The 22,138-nt window shown below is 44.6% G+C and carries 17 protein-coding genes; 11 read left to right on the top strand and 6 right to left on the bottom strand.

The window, feature by feature from the left end; all coding sequences use genetic code 11:
* Nucleotides 1-3: 3 nt before the first annotated feature.
* Nucleotides 4-3,054, bottom strand: coding sequence for an EAL domain-containing protein (locus tag BEL05_RS12820; RefSeq protein ID WP_069671386.1), 3,051 nt, complete (start codon nt 3,052-3,054; stop codon nt 4-6).
* A gap of 362 nt (nt 3,055-3,416) precedes the next feature.
* Between BEL05_RS12820 and BEL05_RS12815 the strand changes: the two genes are divergently transcribed.
* Together BEL05_RS12815 and BEL05_RS12810 are read left to right on the top strand one after the other, a co-directional pair.
* On the top strand, nt 3,417-4,169 hold the full coding sequence (locus BEL05_RS12815) for a substrate-binding periplasmic protein (RefSeq protein WP_069671385.1): 753 nt from the start codon (nt 3,417-3,419) through the stop codon (nt 4,167-4,169).
* Between the two features lie 99 nt (nt 4,170-4,268).
* Nucleotides 4,269-4,715 (top strand): thioesterase family protein, encoded by a 447-nt coding sequence (locus BEL05_RS12810; protein WP_069671384.1) that lies wholly within the window; start codon nt 4,269-4,271, stop codon nt 4,713-4,715.
* Here the strand turns inward: BEL05_RS12810 and BEL05_RS12805 are convergent.
* On the bottom strand, nt 4,710-6,209 hold the full coding sequence (locus BEL05_RS12805) for a putative bifunctional diguanylate cyclase/phosphodiesterase (protein ID WP_083250352.1): 1,500 nt from the start codon (nt 6,207-6,209) through the stop codon (nt 4,710-4,712). The genes BEL05_RS12810 and BEL05_RS12805 overlap by 6 nt on opposite strands.
* Nucleotides 6,210-6,270: 61 nt before the next feature.
* Nucleotides 6,271-7,113, bottom strand: coding sequence for an HDOD domain-containing protein (locus tag BEL05_RS12800; RefSeq protein WP_028763291.1), 843 nt, complete (start codon nt 7,111-7,113; stop codon nt 6,271-6,273).
* A gap of 290 nt (nt 7,114-7,403) precedes the next feature.
* On the opposite strand from BEL05_RS12800, the gene trhP reads away from it, so the two are divergent.
* Both trhP and BEL05_RS12790 read left to right on the top strand, forming a co-directional pair.
* The gene (gene trhP, locus BEL05_RS12795; RefSeq protein WP_069671383.1) at nt 7,404-8,768 is read left to right on the top strand and encodes a prephenate-dependent tRNA uridine(34) hydroxylase TrhP; all 1,365 of its coding nucleotides are present in this window, start codon (nt 7,404-7,406) and stop codon (nt 8,766-8,768) included.
* Between the two features lie 14 nt (nt 8,769-8,782).
* Nucleotides 8,783-9,040, top strand: a complete 258-nt coding sequence (locus tag BEL05_RS12790) for a YfhL family 4Fe-4S dicluster ferredoxin (protein WP_028763289.1) — start codon at nt 8,783-8,785, stop codon at nt 9,038-9,040.
* Between the two features lie 52 nt (nt 9,041-9,092).
* Here the strand turns inward: BEL05_RS12790 and ubiT are convergent, their stop codons facing one another.
* A complete protein-coding gene (gene ubiT / locus BEL05_RS12785) occupies nt 9,093-9,605 on the bottom strand; it encodes a ubiquinone anaerobic biosynthesis accessory factor UbiT (protein WP_028763288.1) in 513 nt (170 codons plus the stop codon).
* Between the two features lie 198 nt (nt 9,606-9,803).
* Between ubiT and ubiU the strand changes: the two genes are divergently transcribed.
* Entirely contained in the window at nt 9,804-10,805 is a 1,002-nt protein-coding gene (ubiU, locus tag BEL05_RS12780; protein WP_028763287.1) for a ubiquinone anaerobic biosynthesis protein UbiU, read from the top strand.
* Between the two features lie 16 nt (nt 10,806-10,821).
* A complete protein-coding gene (locus BEL05_RS12775; RefSeq protein ID WP_069671382.1) occupies nt 10,822-11,673 on the top strand; it encodes a U32 family peptidase in 852 nt (283 codons plus the stop codon).
* Here BEL05_RS12775 and BEL05_RS12770 read toward each other — a convergent pair.
* Nucleotides 11,670-12,371, bottom strand: coding sequence for a hypothetical protein (locus BEL05_RS12770; RefSeq protein WP_069671381.1), 702 nt, complete (start codon nt 12,369-12,371; stop codon nt 11,670-11,672). The two genes, BEL05_RS12775 and BEL05_RS12770, sit on opposite strands and share 4 nt — an antisense overlap.
* 711 nt (nt 12,372-13,082) lie before the next feature.
* On the opposite strand from BEL05_RS12770, the gene BEL05_RS12765 reads away from it, so the two are divergent.
* From BEL05_RS12765 to BEL05_RS12755, 3 genes are all read left to right on the top strand, one after another.
* Nucleotides 13,083-14,360, top strand: a complete 1,278-nt coding sequence (locus BEL05_RS12765; protein WP_414628797.1) for a YjiH family protein — start codon at nt 13,083-13,085, stop codon at nt 14,358-14,360.
* Between the two features lie 131 nt (nt 14,361-14,491).
* The gene (locus BEL05_RS12760) at nt 14,492-18,175 is read left to right on the top strand and encodes a two-component regulator propeller domain-containing protein (RefSeq protein WP_069671379.1); all 3,684 of its coding nucleotides are present in this window, start codon (nt 14,492-14,494) and stop codon (nt 18,173-18,175) included.
* A gap of 227 nt (nt 18,176-18,402) precedes the next feature.
* Nucleotides 18,403-18,810 (top strand): CBS domain-containing protein, encoded by a 408-nt coding sequence (locus BEL05_RS12755; RefSeq protein WP_028763282.1) that lies wholly within the window; start codon nt 18,403-18,405, stop codon nt 18,808-18,810.
* 69 nt (nt 18,811-18,879) lie between these two features.
* Here BEL05_RS12755 and BEL05_RS12750 read toward each other — a convergent pair whose 3' ends face one another.
* Nucleotides 18,880-20,238: an NCS2 family permease gene (locus BEL05_RS12750; RefSeq protein WP_028763281.1), complete on the bottom strand. Its 1,359-nt coding sequence runs from the start codon at nt 20,236-20,238 to the stop codon at nt 18,880-18,882.
* 508 nt (nt 20,239-20,746) lie between these two features.
* Here BEL05_RS12750 and torE point away from each other — a divergent pair.
* Together torE and torC are read left to right on the top strand one after the other, a co-directional pair.
* Nucleotides 20,747-20,917: a trimethylamine N-oxide reductase system protein TorE gene (gene torE, locus BEL05_RS12745; protein ID WP_028763280.1), complete on the top strand. Its 171-nt coding sequence runs from the start codon at nt 20,747-20,749 to the stop codon at nt 20,915-20,917.
* A 42-nt stretch (nt 20,918-20,959) separates the two neighbouring features.
* Entirely contained in the window at nt 20,960-22,138 is a 1,179-nt protein-coding gene (gene torC / locus BEL05_RS12740; RefSeq protein WP_069671378.1) for a pentaheme c-type cytochrome TorC, read from the top strand.

Raw genomic sequence — 22,138 nt, 5'->3', positions numbered from 1 at the left:
GCCTTACTCGCTTTGCGCCACTAAGCTCTTTCTTCCCAATAAATAAGCTTGCTCAAATTCAGCGAGACATACAGGCTTAGAGTAGAGATAACCTTGTCCATAATCGCATCCAGCGGCTGCTAATATTTCCTTTTGATGTTCGGTCTCAACGCCCTCTGCGATCACCTTGATCCCGAGTTTGTGCGCCATGACAATAATCGCTTCGCATAACGCCACCCCATCACTATCATCTTCTAAATTACGGGTAAAAGATTGGTCAATTTTGAGGTAATCGATATCGAACTTCTTCAGGTAAGCTAAGGATGAATAACCCGTACCGAAGTCATCTAACGAAACTTGAATGCCTGCATCGCGATAAGCCAGCAACTTGTCAGTCACCCCCATCGACGCATCCAGTAATAGCCCCTCGGTAATTTCAACACAAATAGCGTTACTTGAGAGATCCAAATGGCGTAATAATGACAACCAGTCAGCAAAGGTGACGCCTTCATCCCTAAACTGAATCGGCGACTTATTGATGCTTATTTGGATTTCGACGCCAAATTGACTGCGCCAACGCGCGCTCTGTTGCGCTGCCTTTTCAAATACCCAGTTGCCAATCTCATTAATCAGGCCAGTTTCTTCCGCAACCGGTATAAACTCAGCAGGTGAAACCATACCTCGCTCAGGATGATGCCAACGAATCAATGCTTCCACTTTATAAACCTCGCCGTTACTCATATCGACAATCGGCTGAAAGTAAATCTCAAACTCTTTTCGGTTAATCGCATTGCGCAGGTCTTTAATTAACTCCATACGATATCTTGCATATTCTTGCATGGACGGCGTGAAGTAGTGGAAACGATTACGCCCCTGCTCTTTAGCGGCGTACATCGCCTGATCCGCATGCTTAAGCAGCCCATCAATACTCGTTGCATCATCGGGATACATAGTGATCCCAATACTGGCGCTAATATAAGCGGTTTCATCCCCCAAACTATAGGGCTCTGATAAACGGTCTAAAATACTCTGAGCAACTCGCTCAACACCGCGCGGAGAGTCTACATTTAATAATACAACGGTAAATTCATCGCCCCCTAGCCTTGCCACAACATCGGACTCACGAATACACCCTTTCAATCGTTTAGCCGTCTCTTGCAGCAAGAGATCACCCATGTCATGACCTAAGGTATCGTTAACCTCTTTGAAAAAATCCAGATCAAGAAACATCAGCGCAAAGTGGCTTTCGCTACGATCTATTTTGAGCATCTCCGTGCCTAAATATTCCAACAACATACGTCGATTCGGCAACCCTGTTAGCGGATCATAGTTTGCTTGTTTCCAAATGATGTGTTCAGCCTGTTTCTTTTCTGTAATATCAGAAAACAGTGCAACGCGGCGAAATACGTCACCATGTTTGTCATAAATCGTATTAATGGTCAGCCATACCATGTACTCACCACCAGCCTTGCTTTTAAGCCATAACTCCCCTTGCCAGTATCCCTTTTCATCAATGGCAGCGTTCATATCATCGTACTGCGAACGACTAGTACGATCGCACTGCAAAATGCCAATATGTTGATTGACCACTTCATCTTTTTGGTAACCCGTGATGGCAGTGAAAGCGGCATTGATGGTGATAATATTCCCTTTATGATCTTGCACACTCATCGCTTCACTGGAGTTGTTGTACACAGATGCCGCCAGTTCTAGTGAATCTTGTACCTGTTTACGCTGAGTAATGTCAGTATGCACCCCACACATTCGCAGCGGCTCACCAAATGAATCGCGGCTAACCACTCTGCCAGTATCGAATACCCAATGCTCTTGTCCAGATAAGCTGGACACTCGATACTCAATCGCATGTTGGTCGGTTTCGCCTTTGAGGTGGCGATCCATCGACTTTAATACATCAATTCTATCTTGGGGATGGATGGCATCAGTCCACATCCGCCCATCACGATTAAGCGCTTCCAATTCACACCCTAATAACTTAGCGCACCACTCATTGCGTTTAGTTTCATTGGTTTTAATGTTCCAATCCCAAAAACCTAAGTCACTACTTTCTAGCACCAGAGCCAATCGCTCTTGGCTGGTACTCATGGCAATTTCGGCCTCCTTATGGGAGGTAATATCGATAAGCCCAGCAATCACCATCTCTACATTATGGTTAACCCGTCGACACGCTACGGTAAGATGGGTATAGACAATCTCACCATCTTTTGCCACAAAACGCTTATCCATTTCATACTCATCAATCTCACCGGCTAACATCCGCTCAAACTGATTAACATCAGCTTCTAAATCTTCATAATAGGTCAGTTGTCCCCACGTCATGGTTAACAGCTCTGCTTCGCTGTATTTCAACATTTTGCATAATCTTGGATTGACTTTAACCCAATGCTGGTCAACCGATGTGATGGCGATCCCCATGTTGCCAATGTCAAATTGAGAACGGAAAATGAAATCATCTTGCAGCTGAATCTTGGCATCTCGCTCAATCTCAAAACGCCGCGAAAGCAGCAAACCAAGTAACGCTGTCAATATAGGGAAAATAGCAAGAATTGGTAACGCTGCATGCTCTAACAGGGTGATAAAAATGTCTAAGGGGAGTAACGCAAATAAGCCTAACGAAATGAGGTGTAATAGAAAGCCAAAACCATAAAGTTCTTTGAAGGTCAAATCTGCAATTAAGTTTTTACGATAATAACGCCATAGGCTGCCGAAAGCACCAGAGACGATGATAATTGCAATACCCGCCCACATCGCTGCACCACCTTCAATGAGGCGATAAACCACCGCGATGGTCACGGCAATAAACGTAGGTAACCCACCAAAAAATAGGCCGCTTATCCCCAGAATAACTGACCGAGCGTCGAAAAAAATACCTGGTTGATACTGCCATGAGGTCAACATGGTGATCAGGGTGATCACACCAATAACAACCCCCATTATCACTCGCCACAATAAAAAATATTCGCTGCGTTGCTGACGAGGCACCGCATCGTATATGAATATCATAATGAGCAATAACGCCGCATTTTGGAAAAGGGCAAAAAACGTATCTTGATTCATAAATTATTTAACATTTAATAGCCATACTGATAACACCACCTCAGTGTAGCAGAGTAAAACATTAAATCACTGCCTAATCATATAGAAGTGACTGATTTTGAGTAAAATACATCGGCATCTTTCTAGCGTTTCATACCAGCTACACAACTTATTCTACGGCATTTTCTTGATGGCTGCGCCGTCAAATGCTGGAATAAATACTCCGATTAATGCCTACCCTCACAATAAAAAACTGCAGAGTTCACACAAAATTAAGGCGGTACTTTATTCACGAAAGAAAATGCTGCATTGTACCCGATTGATCTATATTAAAAACCGTTTATCATTAACGGCTAACGGACGCTGTTGTTTCAAGGAATCAGATGCTACCCTCTCACTTAGTTAAAGTGATTACAGCTTTTTTATTACTGTTAACCTCACTTCACCTCAATGCTGACAATCGTAATAATACGATTCACTTAGCCGCCGAAGACAACTGGGCCCCTTTTGCCGACCATGATGGTAAAGGCTTATCACACCAACTGATTAACGGCGCATTTTCTCGAGTCAATATAGATGTAGAAAGTACCGTAGTCTCCTACGCTAGAGGCTTAGTGATGGCCAAAAAAGGGCTGGTAGACGGTGTTTTTAATCTTCATAAAGAGCAAGGGACAGAAAATCAATTTATCTTTGGTGAAGAGCCGCTGTTTTCAACCCAAGCCTCTTTTTATCACAACAACGCTCACCCCATAATGATCGCAGATAAATGGGCCATCCCTCCCGGCACTAGAGTCGGTGTTATTGAAGGCTATGAATATGGCGATGAACTCGCACAATTAACACAGCTAAAATTGATCCAAGTTGCCAACCATCATCAACTTATCAACCTACTCCTGTTAAGTCGAATCGATATGGTGATCATGTACGATCAAGTTGCAAAGCAGTACCTCAATCAGATGGGCGTTGAGCAGGTAATAGGCAAGAGCGTACATAACCATACAGGCATACTCTATGTCGCTTTCTCCAAAGAGAACCCACAAGCAATCCATTATGCTGCGATGCTTGATCAGGGATTGAGAGAACTCAAAAAAGATGGCAGTTACAACAGAATATTGGCATCCATAACAAGCGACTAAACAGTGATGGCTCGCTCACGACTCATAAGGCGCTTCTTTTCGAATAATGCGATATGGTAAGCTAGCCCCTTATCTCGCTAAATTGGACCTCCGCTTTTCATGATGGCATCATCCGAACATACGCTTAGCCCACAGTACAGCTTTCCCGTTCAGATTTACTATGAGGATACTGACTTTTCAGGCGTCGTTTATCATCCTAATTTCTTAAAGTACTTCGAACGCGCGCGTGAGCATGTTATTGGCGCCGACATTTTGGCCAATCTATGGCAAGAACAGGGATTGGGGTTCGCAGTCTATCGCAGTGACATGCTATGTCATGATGGAGTGGAGTTTGCCGATATTATTGATGTGCGCACGCGTTTCTATTTTGAAAGCAAATACCGCACAGTATGGCTGCAGGAGATATGGCGCCCTGATGGGAAAAAACCTGCGGTCACGGCACAGATAGAGATGGTTTGCATGAACAAGGCACGTCAACTTGCTCCCATGTCACCCTCGTTAATCAGCAAGCTAAGTCAGAATTTCACATCCCAGATTAAGCTATAACGATATTTTTTGATTAAGTTTACGCCAGTTCATCTCTAATTCAGCGGCGGTCATAGGTTTAGCAAACAGGTCGCCCTGAATTTTATCCACGTTCATAGTATTAAGTAACTTAAATACTGGCGTGGTTTCAACGCCCTCAACCGTAACCGTGAACCCCAGCCCTTTTGCTAACCCCACCGCACTATTTAAGAGCTGCTGCCCACGCGCATCGGTTTCAATATTATCTAAAAACGCCCGATCAATCTTAACCTCATCAATCGGTAGCTGTTTTAAATATGCTAATGACGAATGTCCAGTGCCAAAATCATCAATGGCAACGTTTATACCCGCACGTTTTAAGTCGCTTAAGATCTCAGTTGTTCGGCTCATGTCTGTCATCAATTGGCTTTCAGTTACTTCAATAGCCAACACTTCTGGAGATAAACCGCAACTTATCAGGTTAGATAAAAGATGCTCGCACAGCCGTGAATTACTGAGATCATCAATGGCTAAATTAACTGCGACTTGCATTACTATTCCGCTGTCTCGCCAATGCTTTTGCTGTAGGCATACCTGCTCGATAACCCAATGGCTTAAAATGCTGATCATCCCCGCACATTCGAGTAACGGTATAAACTCCCCAGGTGAGATAGGGCCAAGCTCGGCGCTATTCCAGCGAATGAGTGCCTCGACATGGGTACAACCGCCACCCACAACATTGTATTTAGGCTGATAAACAAGATAGAGCTCTTGCTGCGCTATCGCGCGTGGGAAACAGCTAATAATGGTCAACTGACGATGCTGGCTCTTATCATCGCCTTCAACATAACTAGCGATTAAATTTGCGCTACTTTTAGCCCGAATAAGCGCTAAATCTAGGCGTCTGAGCATCTGGCTAACATCACTGTGGTGCTTCGCAAGATCCATGTAGCCTAGCTGCACCTGCAACTTAATCGAGGTGTTATTTATCTGAATCGGTTGTTGTAATTGTTGTTGCAATGCCATGAGCTGCGTTTCATTTAGCGACTGCTTGAAATAGATAAGAAACTCATCTTCATTCATGCGCGCTAAGATCTCTTTGTCGCCAACATGACCTTGTAACCGCTGCGCCATGGCGACTAATAACTTGTCGCCAAAATCAAAGCCCAACAGGTCATTTACGTACCGGAAGCGGTACAGGTCAAACATCACAAACATCCCTCGGGTCACTGGCATTAAACGTGTCAATTTGGCTTTGAGACCGACCCGATTTATCAACCCGGTTAACTTATCTCTACCCGATGGTGGTGGAAGGTGATTAAGCAGTTGTTGTAATTGAACATACAGCGGAATATAACGAAGAGGTACGTTGGGCAGCTGTAAAGGTTGTCGATTTCTGTGTTGCTTACTCAGCTGGTTATACAAGGCCATTAAAAACTTAGCGTCAGCTTTTCTATGCCAGTACCAATAGATGATACCAGCTATACCAACAATGATGAGGTACGCAATAACCCAATAGTACTCTATAGCGCTCACGCTAAGCCTTTATATTAATGTAAATCTCGACAGTTTTTGTCAAGGTGACTACCGACGGCAATTATTCATAACTTAATTTAATTGAATGATAGTTATCAAGAAACTCGTCAGACCCTAAGTACTCTGGTGAAACAGGTAAACCACGCTTAACAAATATATCTAAGCGTTCTTCTAAATCATGCCCAGAGCGCAACTCACCAGTGTAAAACGCAGCCGAACGAACAAAGTCCAAATAGGTCACTCGTTCAGGTAGATAAGGCAGATCAGCCCAGCGCTCTACCACCTCCATCACCTCTGGAGAGAAATCCCAACTTTTTAACACCGCTCGTCCAAGAGGTCCCTGCATTTTTCGCACTAATGCACGGAGTTGGTCAATACTAGAGAATAGATGTGGATGTGCTTCAGCCTCAGTCAGTACCGGCAGCGCACCAATGTTGTGCACTAAGCTAGCCAAAGTTAAGGTGTCATAATTTAAACCGCAGCCCTTATGGGTTTTAGAATATTTGAGTAACAAGGCACAGGCAGCAGAGGTAACCTCAATCGACGAACGCCACACTTCATCCATGACCTCCCATACCATCTCATTGGTCGAGATAAACAGTTGTTCCATCGCCACCGACGTCGCGATGGCTTTAATCTGAGTCAGTCCGATGCGTGTCACGGCACTGTTAATGTTCTCAGCTTTTATACCGCGACTGTACATGGCACTGTTGGCAACTTTTATCATCCGCGCTGAAATCGCAGCGTCTTGACCAATAATTTCAGCGACCTGCTTTGGGCTTGAATCTGGTCGAGAAACAACCTCTTGGACGCGCATTGCTACCTCAGGTAAAGTAGGCAATACTAATGCATCTGCCTTTAACTTTTTTAATAACCCAACCAGTAGTTGATGCTCGTTAGACATTATTACTCCTTAAAAAACCGTTCACCCATAGCTTAATTGAGCTGAGTATATCAGGACTCTTGATACACGTGATGGGAAAATCACACATCCAGTTAAGATTTTGTTTAATATTAGCTAAGTTTCAGATTATAGGATACTAATTGTCTTAAAATTGTGCGGCTTAAAGCTGTATTGTAGTACCACCTTGCGATTGACCACAAAATAAACACTTTCAGATTTGCATATCAAGGCTGGCATTGAGTAAAATGCCCGCCCCGAGTTAGTTCGATACCTGTAAATTGAGAGAAACTATGTTTAAACCTGAGCTACTGTCTCCTGCTGGGACCTTAAAAAATATGCGTTATGCCTTTGCTTATGGCGCCGACGCTGTCTATGCTGGCCAGCCGAGATATAGCCTGCGTGTGCGTAACAATGACTTCAAAATGGAAAACCTGGCTACCGGGATTCAAGAAGCACATAGTTTAGGTAAAAAGTTGTATGTGGTGAGTAACATTGCCCCGCACAATACTAAGCTCAAAACTTACATCAAAGATATGGAACCTGTAGTGGCGATGCAGCCTGATGCGCTGATCATGTCCGATCCAGGCCTGATTATGATGGTACGTGAAGCATTTCCAGATCAAGTCGTGCATCTCTCAGTGCAAGCAAACGCGATCAACTGGGCCTCGGTGAAATTTTGGCAACAACAAGGTATTAAGCGTGTCATTCTGTCGCGTGAACTTTCGCTCGATGAGATAGAAGAGATCCGTCAGCGTTGCCCCGATATCGAACTAGAGGTGTTTGTCCACGGTGCACTATGCATGGCCTACTCGGGTCGTTGCCTACTTTCTGGCTATATTAATAAGCGCGATCCTAACCAAGGGACTTGTACCAATGCCTGCCGTTGGAAGTACGATACCCATGAAGCAATGCAAACAGAAACCGGTGACATTGTCGCGGTTAACCCTGATGTTCAAGTACACAACCCAACACTAGGGGCTGGTGAGCCAAGCAGTGACATTGTTTTACTGCAAGAAGCGGGTCGTCCTGGCGAATATATGCCAGCGTTTGAAGATGAACATGGTACTTATATCATGAACTCTAAAGATCTACGCGCGATTCAACATGTAGAGCGTTTGACCAAAATAGGCATCGACTCACTTAAAATCGAAGGTCGTACCAAGTCTTTCTATTATGTCGCGCGTACAGCACAGCTTTATCGTCAAGCTATTGAAGATGCCGCTGCTGGACGTGAGTTTAACCCAGCACTGATGTACCAACTGGAAGGGCTTGCACACCGAGGGTACACTGAAGGGTTCTTGCGTCGTCATGTCCATGACGAATACCAAAACTATGACTATGGTTATTCTATCAGTGACACCCAACAGTTTGTTGGCGAGCTGACAGGTAAGCGTAACGCACAAGGCATGGCTGAAATCGATGTAAAGAACAAGTTCTCTGTTGGCGACAGTGTTGAATTGATGACGCCACAAGGTAATATCAATCTAACTATCGATTATTTAGAAAACCGCAAGGGTGAAAGTGTTGAAGCTGGTCTAGGATCAGGACACTTTGTCTTCTTGCCCGTACCTAAAGAGGTCGACATCGACAAAGCAATATTGATGCGTAATTTGACCGAAGGTCAGAATACCCGTAATCCGCATACTCCAGCATAATTGGGCCTGACACCATGGCATTACTGATCGACGATAGTTGCATTAACTGTGATATGTGTGAGCCTGAATGCCCAAATCAGGCCATCACCATGGGTGAAGAGATCTATGAAATTGACCCAGACCTCTGCACAGAGTGTGTCGGTCATTACGACAAACCCACTTGCGTATCGGTTTGCCCTATCGATTGTATTGACCCCGATCCCGAGCATGTCGAATCTGACGATGAGCTATTGGTTAAATATCACCTGATCACTGGCAAGCCTATTAGCTAACGACTAAAAAAGCGAAGTCATCGACTTCGCTTTTTTTTACCTTAAAATCACACTACGCCCACTTCGTATCGGCTTTAGTCTGGAGCTGCATCACCATCGCAGCAAGGCGCTCGATGCTATCTCTGACGAGTGACGGCATGGTATCAAACTCAATACTCAACAGTAGGTTTTTCACCTCTAGGCCCAACTCGGTATCGCCTTCAATCGACAGTTTACGCTGGAAAAACAGAGTATCAGGGTCTTCTTTGCCTGCCGCTATCAGTAACAGCTCTTTGGTTTCACCGCTAAAGATCACCTCAGCGCTTCCCATTTCTCGAATCATAAACTGTGTTTCAAAACTGACTTGGAAACTAAGCTGCATATCAGTGATATTGATCTCAACCCAACGCTCACTGAGAAACTCAAGCTCCTCGTCTTCAATCTGCGTTGCCATGAGCTGGTTAAGTAGCTTTTCTAAAATCCGAGCTTTAAACGAAAATGGCACTAATGTTAACGGCTTAGCGGCCACGACCGGCCCATATTGCAACAACTGCTGAGCCAAGGTGGCCATCAAGTTCTTTTGCATCGCAAATATACTCCTAACAAGCATTGAGTTCGAAAGAGTTGAACCAACTCAAGTTTTCAAGAAATGTCCCGCCAAAATTAGCAAGACTGAGAATGAAAGCAATTTTAACCAGCTTTTATGATCACAAACCTGTTTTACATCAAGATTTTCTCTGCCAAACCCTTTTACACTTCACTATTTTTCAGAGAGCGCCTCAAAATGGAACTACTGTGTCCCGCTGGTAACCTAGCATCCTTAAAAGTCGCCCTTAACGCTGGCGCCGATGCCATCTATTTAGGCTTAAAGGATGACACCAATGCTCGTTCATTCGCTGGCTTAAATTTTACGCCAAAGAAGCTTGCCCAGGCGGTTGACTATACTAAGCAGCAAGGCAAAAAAATCTTCCTGACCATTAATACTTTCCCTAAACCTGGTGAAGAGCAGCGCTGGTATCAAGCGATAGATCTTGCCGCCAATACTGGCGTTGATGCACTGATAATGGCCGACCTTTCGCTGCTCGATTACGCGCATAGTCGTTATCCTCACCTGCCACTGCACCTCTCGGTACAAGCCAGTGCCACCAACCTTGGCGCGCTAACGCTGTATAAGAAAGAGTTTAATATTGAACGGGCCGTACTCCCGCGCGTGCTATCAATGAAGCAGGTCAGAGATCTGGCCAAAGTCACCCCTGTCGACCTGGAAGTGTTCGCATTTGGTAGCCTCTGCATTATGGCAGAAGGTCGTTGCCACCTTTCCTCTTATGTGACAGGTCAGTCGCCCAATACCGGAGGTTCCTGCTCGCCAGCTAAAGATGTACGCTGGCAAGAGGTTGGCGATCGTCGCCTGACTCGTCTCAATGAGGTATTAATCGACCAATCTGATATTGATGAGCAGATGGGGTATCCCGTGGTTTGCAAAGGTCGATACACCACAGAGGAGAACCCCCAACCTAGCTATCTATTGGAATCTCCCACCAGCCTTAACACGCTCAGTTTGCTACCCGAACTCGCTAAAGCGAACGTTGTATCGTTAAAAATCGAGGGACGCCAACGCAGCCCAGCTTATGTTGAGCAGGTCACTAGAGTGTGGCGACAGGCTATCGATACTTACCTCAATAACCCAAGTGCATTTAGCACCCAAGACAGTTGGGAGCATGCGCTGGCTAAAGTTTCTGAAGGTCAAATCACTACCCTAGGTGCCTACGAGCGCACGTGGCAATAGCCCATAAGGACAGACGATGAAAACATCCCTCGGCCCATTGTTATATTGTTGGCCCAAAGCACAAGTTATCGAATTTTATCAAGCGGTCGCCAATAGCGATATTCCGCTAGTCTATGTTGGTGAGACGGTATGCAGTCGCCGTCGCGAAGTGAAGTTTAGTGACTATTTGCAAATTGCTAAGGAGTTAACAGCTTCAGGCAAGCAAGTGGTGATCTCTACTCTGACACTTATCGAAGCACAATCAGAGTTTAGTGAACTTAAAAAGCAAGTTGATAATGGTGAGTTTATCATTGAAGCCAATGATATGGGTGCCGTCGAAGTGGCCAGAAGTCATGGGCTGCCCTTCGTTTGCGGCCCTAGCATAAACAACTACAATGCGGCGACCTTGAACAAACTCGCTACTTGGGGGATGCAACGATTTGTCATGCCTCTTGAGCTCTCCCAGCAATGGTTAGTATCAGTAGTTGATGCATTGACACCAAAGCGTGTCGAAGTCGAAGTCTTTGGTCACGGATATATGCCACTGGCCCATTCAGCACGCTGCTTTAGCGCAAGACATATGGGACTGGCCAAGGACAAGTGCCAGACCGTTTGTATTCAACACCCAAAAGGCTTGTTAGCACAAACCCAAGAGGCGCAACCGCTGCTGCGATTAAATGGCATTCAAACTCAATCGGCCAGTTTGTGTGACCTTCGCGATCAACAAGCCATTATGCAAGGTCTGGGAGTAGACTACTTTAGAGTGTCACCGAGTGCGATGGCATCAATCGAGATTGCCAATGATATAAGCAAGGTAACGGATAACGCTGACGCCCTAAAATGCAACGGCTATTGGCATCAGCAAGCTGGGCTAAACATGCTGTCTTAAGTTTTGCGCCGTCGAAAGGCTCGCTGACTCAACACCAGCGGGCACACCCACAACAAAAATAGCCCTAGCGATAACCACTCCAACATGACAGGCCACCAATACTCTGGTCTGGGTTCTATCATAATAAAGTCATGATAGAACCAACGTCCATTGGCGACCATACTAATGTCAAAATGTGCCAATAAAATAAATGCCCCCATACAAACTAACGTCAATAGGCTCAGCAGCAAACTTCCCGTGCAGGAAAACGTTTTTACGCCAAAAGGAGGTTGCAGTAGGTAACCGATATATAGCGCGATGGCGACAAAACTGAAGTAAAAAAAGTACTCAATACCTAAGGTATGTAAATGGTAAACATTCACAGGAAACAACCCTGTAACGGCAAGAGAGAATAGCGACAGCACTAACACAGCAAACACAGAGTAAAGCCAAGTACTATCCGCATTTTGCAACGAAAACAGACAAAACAGCACCAAGCTTAAACTGCCAAAGAACAGACCACCATTAAATACGACTGCCAAATCAGACAAACCATATTGCCCTAGCTCGCTTAGAGAGAAATTAAATAAGCTAAAACCATGACCGTTAAAATCTTCAAAACCCAGCACAGCCAAAGTTAGGCCCAATAGATGCCCTACAAGTCCAAGCAGACCGAACCTAAACGCCAGTATCGATAGTTTTTTTTGTCTTGAAATCATAATCCCTTATTTATTATTTTTTGATCACTCGCTAACATATATGGAATCAGATTTTTATGCAGCGGTCTAGCGCATATTTCTTGCAACAAATGGATAAAAGTTATTTCTATAGCGGACAATCATTGGCGTCGTAACCCCGATAAAATTATTAAGCAGTTGTACGACCATCACTAAAACCAAGATATCACTCAACAACTCACTGTCTACACAACACGTTAACCACCATTGTATTGGTGACATATCCAACAAAGTAAACAGGCGCTTGAGAGGTCTACACTGCTAGCCCCAAAGGCTCATGGCAAACCTAGACAAAGGCACCCACTCATCCGTCACTCAAACTATCGACGCCACAACTGAAGAACAATCTTATTACATTGTTTTTAAATAAATTTAACCCAAAAGTACATGGTGCAAATCAACAAATATTGGTTACAATATAAATAGTCATAAAGTGCTAATAACTATTCTTGTGCTGTGGTTCACCCAATCAAGCATTATAATCGTTTTACATCACTAGGCTTAGGGGGTAATCTCCCCCACTCACTATTGAATGGATATTCATAGTGTATTAAATCATGGATCTAAGATTAATTTATTGCCGCTGTGCAAGTAGTGTAATTTAGGGTAAAAATTGTGTCAGAAAAACAAACCCATAACGTAAAGACAATACTGACTTTTCTCATTCCGTCGCTGATCGGCTTGCTACTGTTTATGACGCCAATCAGTTATCAAGACGCGATTACGATCCCTATCGCGATTGTGTCGAAGGGATTACAAGCATTTTTAGGTGATGCCATTACAGGTATTGTCACTTTCGTCGTTGTGGCGACCGCCATCGCTACGCTCATTGCTAAGCTCATCAAACCACGCATCATTATCAATAGTCATTTTTTTAATGCCTTACTAAACGTCAGCCCCATGTGGGCGATTGTACGTGTTGTTGGTGCCGTATTTATCGTTTTGACCTTCAGTGGTATCGGCCCCGAAGCTATCCGCTCTGGTGATACCGGAGCCCTGGTGCTAAACGATCTGTTACCCGTTCTTTTTTGCGTGTTCATTTTTGCTGGCATGCTACTGCCGCTGCTGCTTAATTTTGGTCTGCTCGAGTTATTCGGCACCCTATTAACCAAAATCATGCGCCCAGTCTTTAACTTACCTGGACGCAGTGCCATCGACTGTATGGCCTCATGGTTAGGTGACGGCAGTGTGGGCATTTTGATGACCAGCAAACAATATGAGTCTCGCTTCTACACCCAACGTGAAGCCGCTGTTATTGGCACCACATTCTCAGCGGTCTCAATCACCTTCTCTTTGGTGGTGATTTCGCAAGTTAAACTCGAGCACCTTTTTGTACCATTTTATCTAACCGTCTGTTTAGCGGGCATCGTGGCGGCCATTATTGTGCCAAAACTGCCACCCTTATCATGGAAAAAAGACCACTATATTGATGACACTCCTCGTCACCCTGATGACGAAGTGATCCCACAAGGCAAAGGGGTCTTCTCATGGGGTATAGAGCAAGCTCTCGCCAAAGCAGAAAAAGCTGATGGCGTGGTTCATACCTTAAAGGATGGTTTGAAAAACGTTATCGATATGGTCTTTGGTGTGATCCCCGTGGTCATGGCCATAGGGACTATTGCGCTGATCATCGCTGAATACACGCCTATCTTTGATTATCTCGGTATGCCATTTATCCCGTTACTCGAACTGCTGCAAGTACCTGAAGCCACCGAAGCCTCAAAAACGATTGTGGTCGGCTTTGCTGATATGTTTATTCCATCGATTTTGGCCAGTTCAATCGAATCTGACATGACACGCTTCATTATTGCCGCCATGTCTGTCACTCAGCTTATTTACATGAGTGAAGTCGGCGCGCTATTAATCGGTAGCAAAATCCCGGTCAACATTTTTGAGTTGTTTGTCGTCTTTATCCTCAGAACATTGGTTACCCTGCCAGTCATTGCAGGTGTCGCACACCTTATTTTCTAAATCGGTAACCCCTGATAAAGGGCAGCTAAGGCTGCCCTTTTACTTTGATAGCTTCCTCCACTCGCATTTTCTTGAATCACTTCTAAACTTAAAGACTTAACAAGCCCAAATAACGATAATTGGCGTCTTTAATGAGAGTTCTGATTTTCTCGCTATGCTATTTAGTGAGTTGCTACTGCATCGCTTATACCTATCAGCCACAATTTGACTCTTACGGAGCCAAAGATGGCTTGTCAATGAACACTATTAATGATGTTGTCAGTGATAACCGCGGTAATCTCTGGATAGCCACTCAAGCAGGTTTAAATCGCTTTGATGGTAAACACTTTACGATATTCGATACCACCAACGATCAATATGGCCCATCAGTTAAACACATTAAGAAGCTACATTTTGGTAAGCAGTTGTGGCTGATCATGCGTAATGATGGGCTAAACCTATATCACCCAGAAACAGAAATATTCGAATCCTTTAATAGTAAAAACAGTCCATTACCCGATGACATCATAGATATTCATCAAGATGACCAAGCTAATTTATGGGTAGCAACCAAACATAACGGCTTAATCTACTTCTCCCCATCAACTCGTACCATACTGAGGCACCTGACAAAAAACAGCCATACAGTACTGCCAAGCGAGGAAATCAATGTACTATTTAACGACAAATACAATCGTTTATGGCTCGGAACTGAGTCAGGCCTAGCGAGTATTGAACTTAAACATGACAAACTACATATCACCCCTTGGGGCAAGGGGCTGCAACAGATCAGCGCAATAGAACAAGGTAGTAGTAATACTCTGTGGGTCGCAACAGAACAACAAGGGCTCTATCTGTTAGACATAGACAATGAATCGTTGACCGCTATAGAAACCGAAGCATCACTGAAGAACAAAGCTATCTCGACACTCAAAAGAGATAAATTCGGCACTCTATGGATAGGCTTTCGAGCTCACGGTTTAGCACGTTTCTCTTTTAGCAACAGACGACTACACCGCTTTAATTCAGCCAGTGAAAATCGATATAGTATAAATAGCCCCGTCATTACCGCATTATGGATAGATGATGAGCAGCAGCTTTGGATAGGTAGTCAGGGAGGCGGATTAAGTAAAACCTTTTTAGATGCACAATATTTCGGACACATTCATGGCTTTAGCTTTAATAATAAAAACCTAGGTAACATGGATGTACGCGCAATAGTGCATGATAAAAAAAATAATCTTTGGGTAGGCACGGCGACGGGGGTTTATATTGCACCCGAATATTTACAGGGTAGCGACTCAGGCTTTGAGCTCTTTGATCCGCTAAACAGTCGTTTGGCACAAAGCTTCATTAGTTTCATCCAAATTGATCAGCAAGGCCAAATATGGATTGGTACTCGCGGTGATGGGCTATTTATCTACGCCAGCAACCGCAAAAGCTATATCCACTATTTGGCAGACAGTAGCGATAACAGCTTACCCAGTAACTACCTCTATTCACTGTTTTTTGATAACCAACAAACGCCTTGGGTCACCACAAAAGATAATGGTATTGCTCGCTATATCAATGTACAACAAGGGTTTAAGACGATAAATAAAACCACAACGCCAACACAACTGCCCACAAACGCCATCACAGCGATGACACAAGATGAGCAAGACAACTATTGGTTAACCTCTTTTACAGATGGCCTCATTAAGATGACATCATCTGGAGAGATCACACACTTCAATCTCGACTCGCCAACCCCTCTGCCCAAAGAGCACCTATTTTCGGTAGTCACAGGGACAGACAATCAGTTGTGGATAGCCAGTAATGAAGGGCTGCTGCGTTTTGATGTGAGCACCAAAAGTAGCCAGCTTTTTACCGATAAAGATGGCTTGGTGGATAACACCATCTACTTGCTATTTGCTGACCATGCGCAGCAATTGTGGATTGGTACAACCAAAGGTCTGACACACCTCAACCCTGACACATTAAAGACGACGAACTATACCGATATTGATGGCTTGCAGGACAACGAGTTTAATTTTAATGCCGCAACGCTTGGGCCTAACAACACCATATACTTAGGCGGCATAAATGGCTTTAACCATTTCAATCCTTCACAACTGCCTAAACGTCAGCCACCGGGCAAACCTATCATTAATGAGGTGCGTGTTCTCAACCAGCACAAATTACTGCCCAATGACGCCAATGACAGTAGCCATTTCTCATTACAGCTGTCTCATGAAGAGGATATCTTTTCACTGCACTATCACAGTCCTAACCTACATAAAGCAAAACGACTTATTTATGAATATCGGATGATAGGACTCAATGACACTTGGCTGCGGTCATCAGAGGAACAAAAAACCTATTTTACAGGCCTACCGCCAGGGCAATATATTTTCCAGGTTCGCGCCATTGATATCAACCAAAATAGCAGTGCCATTGCGCAACTTGCGGTAAGCATTACTCCCGCGCCTTGGCGTTCGTCTTGGGCCTATGCTCTGTACTTTTCATTGGCATTAATCATCATCAGTTTTCTCTTCTATCGCAAATGGTGGCAGTACCAACGGCAGAGTAAATTACTAAAAGAGATAGCTCAAAGTGAGCAACGTTTGCAGCTAGCCTTGTGGGGAAGTGGTGACGAATTTTGGGACTGGGATATTACGAGTTCGGTTGCGACTAGAGCTAATGTCTTTTTAAAATATCCAGATAAAGAGACTGAGCTCACACAAACTATGATAGCAAGCGTCCACCCCGAGGATCTCCCCACCGTTTCAGCCGTCGCCAATAGTTGTATCAACGATAAACAAGACAAGTTCTCTATCACTTATCGCGCGCTAGATCTTCATGGCGATTGGATTTGGGTGCTTAATAGAGGTCAAATTGTTGAACGCGATAGCAGGGGCCAAGGAATACGCATTGCCGGTACCATCAAAAATATCCAACAGCAGAAGGAAACTGAGCATCAACTTAGAGAGCTTAATCAAGATCTTGAAACAAGAGTCACCGCCAGAACCCAAGAGTTACAACAACGTAACGATGAGCTCAAACATACTCTGGATGAGCTGAAACACACCCAAGGGGAGCTGCTCGACAAAGAAAAAATGGCAGCGTTAGGAGGCTTAGTCGCTAGTATTACCCATGAAGTCAACACGCCCATTGGCATAAGCGTAACCGCCACTTCCCACCTGCAAGAGAGTGTTAATATTTTCAATCAACGTTACGCTCAAGGCGAAGTATCCCATGAAGATTTTGAGCAATATCAAAATGAGGTAGCAGAATGTTGTAAGCTAATGCTGTCCAATCTAGAACGTGCGTCAAGGCTTATCGCCAGCTTCAAAAAGGTGTCAGTGGATCAGTCACACGAAGATATTCGTGAGTTTGACCTGAATGCCTACTTAGAGGAGATATTTATCTCACTCAACCCAATGTTATCTCGTACGCCCCACACCTATCAGTACCAATGCCCAGAACAACTGATCATCAGAAGTACCCCTGGCGCCTTCTATCAAATTATCAGCAATTTATTCAACAATTCAGTGGCACACGCATACCCTGATGAGCGTTCTGGCCTTTTGTCACTCGTGGTGGAAAGAGACGATGATGGGATCACCATGACCTATAAAGATGATGGTTGTGGTATGGATGAATCGGTGCAGTCACAAGTGTTTCAACCCTTCTTTACCACCAAACGTGGTAAAGGCGGTAGTGGATTAGGGATGAATATCGTCTTTAACATCGTCACCCAAGTATTAAGCGGCAGCATACGTATTGAATCAACACCCGGTCAAGGCAGCACCTTTATTATTAAGCTTCCCAACAACTTGTTAGTCGAAAATTAGCCTTTAGCACTGATACGATTTTCAGCCCATATAACGCTTTCGCTGGAATATGGGACCATGGCCTTGCCCTTCTCCCCCATTTCCGGACCGATTAAGTCATTTATGCTCGTCACTTTTTTACCCACCAAACTTTAGCTGACACTAATTAACAAGGTTAAGTACTACGACATTATACGTTTGTTGAACGCCTAATTGTCTGTTATAAATAGATTAACAAGGAGGCGTCTATGACAATATTGATTGCAGAGATAATGAGTACCCGTGTGGTAACCATAGATATGGATGATCGGCTAACTGTGGTCAAAGAGATTTTTGATGCCGCCCCTTTTCACCACCTATTGGTGATAGAAGAGAGTAAGTTGCAAGGCGTACTCTCTGAGCGTGACTATCTGCGCACCTTAAGCCCTAACATTGGTGCGATAAACGAAACAGAAAGAGATAACGAGACCTTACAGCGCCGTGCACACCAAGTGATGAGTCGAGATCCTGTGACCATATCGCCACGTAAAAATATTAAACAAGCCAGTCAGCTGATGTTGCAGCATGAGATAGGCTGCTTGCCAGTGTTAGATAATGGCACCATTGTAGGTATCATTACTTGGAAAGATCTCCTGCGCGCGTTTAGCCAATCTTAGCTATTAATATTGCAAAGGCGAATCAAGCGATCCGCCTCCAGCGAGGCAATAAGCCAACCTCAACTCAGGTTAAATAGCCCAACCACCGAGATAAAACACCACTAAACCTAATGTAATGGCTAATACGCCAGGTTTTAGCGAACGCCATTCGCCACTGCATAACCGACCTATCACTAGGGTCACAAAGCCAAGCATGATACCTGTAACAATGTTGCAGCTTAATATAATAAATACCGCACACGTCAGCCCTGCCATGGCATCCACTTTGTCATTGAAGTCGAGTTTAGTAACATTGCTAAGCATTAATAAACCAACATACATCAAAGCTGGCGCCGTAGCGTAAGCAGGCACTAAGTAGCTCAGCGGTGCTAAAAACATCATCAGTAAAAACAGCACACCGACAATGGTGGCTGTCAGTCCAGTCTTACCACCAGCTGCGGTACCTGCTGCAGACTCAATATAAACCGCCGCAGGTGCCCCACCGACGACTCCAGCGAAAATACTACTAACGGAATCAGAGGTTAATGCCTTGCCGCCTCCGACAATGTTATCTTTTTCGTCAAGTAGTTCAGCTTGCCCAGCGACAGCACGAATCGTCCCCGTTGCGTCAAAAATTGCCGTCATCACCAACGCCAACACAATCGGTAATACCACAGGGTTCAGTGCTCCCATTATGTCTAGCTGACCAATCAGCGATTGCTCCGACAGCAGATCAGGCAAGGCAAATAGTCCTTGATAGGTTACACTCGGGTCGAAGGCTAAACCAAATAGCGACAGCGCGATAATAACCAACAAAATGCCGCCAGGCACACCACGACGCTCAAGACCTATGGTCGCTGCGAGTCCAATAATCGTGGCCAAAACAGGTAGGCTATGAATGTCACCGAGCTTCACTGGCAAGCCTGCATCATTGGCGACAATGAGTTGGACGCTATTGGTAGCAATCAATAGTAGAAATAAACCAATACCGATACCAGTTCCATGGGCAATACCTTTTGGCAAGTTGGTCAGTACCCACTGACGCACGCCCGTAACGCTCACTAAGGTAAACACAATCCCCATTAAAAAGATCGCCCCTAAAGTAACGGGTATGGAGATCCCTTGGCCTAACACCATACTAAATGCGGTAAAGGCCGTCAGTGAAATCGCGCATCCGATGGCCATAGGTAAATTGGCCCACAACCCCATCATTAACGAACCGAATGACGCAATTAAACAGGTTGCGATAAATACGGCTGCAGGGTCAAAGCCTGCGGTACCAAGCATATTGGGTACAACGATCACTGAATACACCATGGCTAAAAACGTAGTAAAGCCCGCAATCATCTCCCGCTTTAGCGTGCTGCCTCGAGCAGAAATTGAGAAATAGTTATCCAGTAGGGATTGGGTAGGTACAACGGGGGTATCGAGCGCCTGTTCAGACTTCATTATTTATTACCTTTTTTGATCTCTTAATTTGGAAGGCTATGGCAAGTTAGAGCCCCACTCAAAAGAGCGGGTGAGAGATCCACTGAGTACTTTTTGATGTACCTAACGTGACCTGCAAGTGAGTGCTTTAGCAACACACTTATGGGGGTAAGCAAATACTTACCCATAACACAGCCTTGGTTGGGCGCGAATTCTACAGCAAAGCAAACTTGATAAACTAGAGCAAAGTACCAAAACTGTCGAACTTTTTATTCATCACCCATAACAAGGTAAATATCATTACCTGCGACCAATCCCCACACCGTTCCCCCAACCATCAACAACAAACTAAAGCACATAAAATCAGACTGTTATAAGGCTACCAAACGAGTAAGTCATGGCCTAGATATAAAGTATTCATATTCTTTCATAAGTTATCAAGGTTCATTCATTGCAGGCCACACTGCCATTCACAACCATCCCCTAATATAAGCGTCATAGACATAAGATCAACTTAAGAGAGTGAGTCATGACACAACTAAATCGAGCTGATACATCCACCAAGGTGAAATCCAAGGAGTTCAAAGCTCTCGGTTTTATCATCTTTCTCCTATTTCCCATTCTAACGGTCACAGGCATCAGTGTTTACGGCTTTGTTATTTGGATGATTCAAGCATTCGGTGGCGTTGTCGCCCACTAACCCTAACTCAATACACTAGCGAATCTTTTTAAGGATGCTGTTATGAAATGGTTTATCAACATTTGGCGCACACTCAACCAACCAGCCAAATACCTTACCTTAGGCACAATTAGCCTCTCGGCCTTTTTGATGGGGATTATTTTCTGGGGTGGATTCAACACTGCCCTTGAATTAACCAACACAGAAGAGTTCTGCATTAGCTGTCACAGCATGGAGAGCAAACCCTATCAAGAACTCCAGCAAACTGTGCACTGGTCAAATCATTCTGGCGTACGAGCCACCTGCCCAGACTGCCACGTTCCCCATGAGTGGAGTCGTAAAATTGGCCGCAAAATGGAAGCCTCTCACGATGTCTGGGGCTGGCTACTGCAAAGTGTCAACACAGATGAAAAGTTTGAAAACAAACGTTTAGAGATGGCCAGCAGAGAGTGGAAGCGTTTCGATCGTGACAACTCATTGGCGTGCAAAAATTGCCATGACTATGACTCTATGAAGTGGGATGAGATGTCAAAGCTTGCGCAAAAGCAGATGAAACGTGCTGCCGAGCTAGATCAAAGCTGTATCGATTGCCACAAAGGTATCGCGCACAAACTGCCAGACATGGGTACCTCTCGCGCACCAGAACTTATTGCGCAAGTTGGCTCAGGCGAAAGTACGCTGCAGGTGGGCGACAGCTACTTTACCGCCCTCACTAAGCCACTTTACTTCAATGAGAAAACCGATGTTGAGGCGGGAACCCTCAATATTGCCACTAAGGTTACAGTGCTAGAAACCAAAGGGAATCGTGTCAAAGTGGGAATTGATGGGTGGCGTAAAAAAATTGGTGCTGGACGAGTTATCTATTTCGATTTCGGTCTGAATATACTCTCCGCGCAACTATCAAAAGATGCAGCCCTGGAAGAGGGAGTGATGGAAGTTTTTGAAGAGAAAGAAGATCCCATGACAGGTCTAAAATGGCAACGGGTTGAAGCGAAAATCTGGACCGACAAAGACTATCTTGTCAAAGACCTTCAGCCACTTTGGGACTATGCACGTGAAACCTACTCAAGCAGCTGCAGTGTTTGCCACACTCAACCCGCTGAAGCACATTTTGACGCCAACTCTTGGCCAGGTATGTTCCAAGGCATGATCGCATTCGTCAATATGGACCAAGACACCCAGGCGTTAGTACAAAAGTACTTACAAGAACACTCATCGACTTTCGATAAGTCAGCGCACTAA

It is taken from the genome of Shewanella colwelliana (assembly GCF_001735525.1).
Lineage (GTDB): Bacteria > Pseudomonadota > Gammaproteobacteria > Enterobacterales > Shewanellaceae > Shewanella > Shewanella colwelliana.
This window is presented reverse-complemented; position numbering and strand designations above follow the sequence as displayed.

Coding starts and splice junctions, on each gene's coding strand:
- BEL05_RS12755 (WP_028763282.1), top strand. CDS start 18,403: ATGACAATATTGATTGCAGAGATAATGAGTACCCGTGTGGTAACCATA.
- trhP (WP_069671383.1), top strand. CDS start 7,404: ATGTTTAAACCTGAGCTACTGTCTCCTGCTGGGACCTTAAAAAATATG.
- BEL05_RS12760 (WP_069671379.1), top strand. CDS start 14,492: ATGAGAGTTCTGATTTTCTCGCTATGCTATTTAGTGAGTTGCTACTGC.
- torC (WP_069671378.1), top strand. CDS start 20,960: ATGAAATGGTTTATCAACATTTGGCGCACACTCAACCAACCAGCCAAA.
- BEL05_RS12750 (WP_028763281.1), bottom strand. CDS start 20,238: ATGAAGTCTGAACAGGCGCTCGATACCCCCGTTGTACCTACCCAATCC.
- torE (WP_028763280.1), top strand. CDS start 20,747: ATGACACAACTAAATCGAGCTGATACATCCACCAAGGTGAAATCCAAG.
- ubiU (WP_028763287.1), top strand. CDS start 9,804: ATGGAACTACTGTGTCCCGCTGGTAACCTAGCATCCTTAAAAGTCGCC.
- BEL05_RS12815 (WP_069671385.1), top strand. CDS start 3,417: ATGCTACCCTCTCACTTAGTTAAAGTGATTACAGCTTTTTTATTACTG.
- BEL05_RS12790 (WP_028763289.1), top strand. CDS start 8,783: ATGGCATTACTGATCGACGATAGTTGCATTAACTGTGATATGTGTGAG.
- BEL05_RS12765 (WP_414628797.1), top strand. CDS start 13,083: ATGACGCCAATCAGTTATCAAGACGCGATTACGATCCCTATCGCGATT.
- BEL05_RS12800 (WP_028763291.1), bottom strand. CDS start 7,113: ATGTCTAACGAGCATCAACTACTGGTTGGGTTATTAAAAAAGTTAAAG.
- BEL05_RS12820 (WP_069671386.1), bottom strand. CDS start 3,054: ATGAATCAAGATACGTTTTTTGCCCTTTTCCAAAATGCGGCGTTATTG.
- BEL05_RS12775 (WP_069671382.1), top strand. CDS start 10,822: ATGAAAACATCCCTCGGCCCATTGTTATATTGTTGGCCCAAAGCACAA.
- ubiT (WP_028763288.1), bottom strand. CDS start 9,605: ATGCAAAAGAACTTGATGGCCACCTTGGCTCAGCAGTTGTTGCAATAT.
- BEL05_RS12810 (WP_069671384.1), top strand. CDS start 4,269: ATGATGGCATCATCCGAACATACGCTTAGCCCACAGTACAGCTTTCCC.
- BEL05_RS12770 (WP_069671381.1), bottom strand. CDS start 12,371: ATGATTTCAAGACAAAAAAAACTATCGATACTGGCGTTTAGGTTCGGT.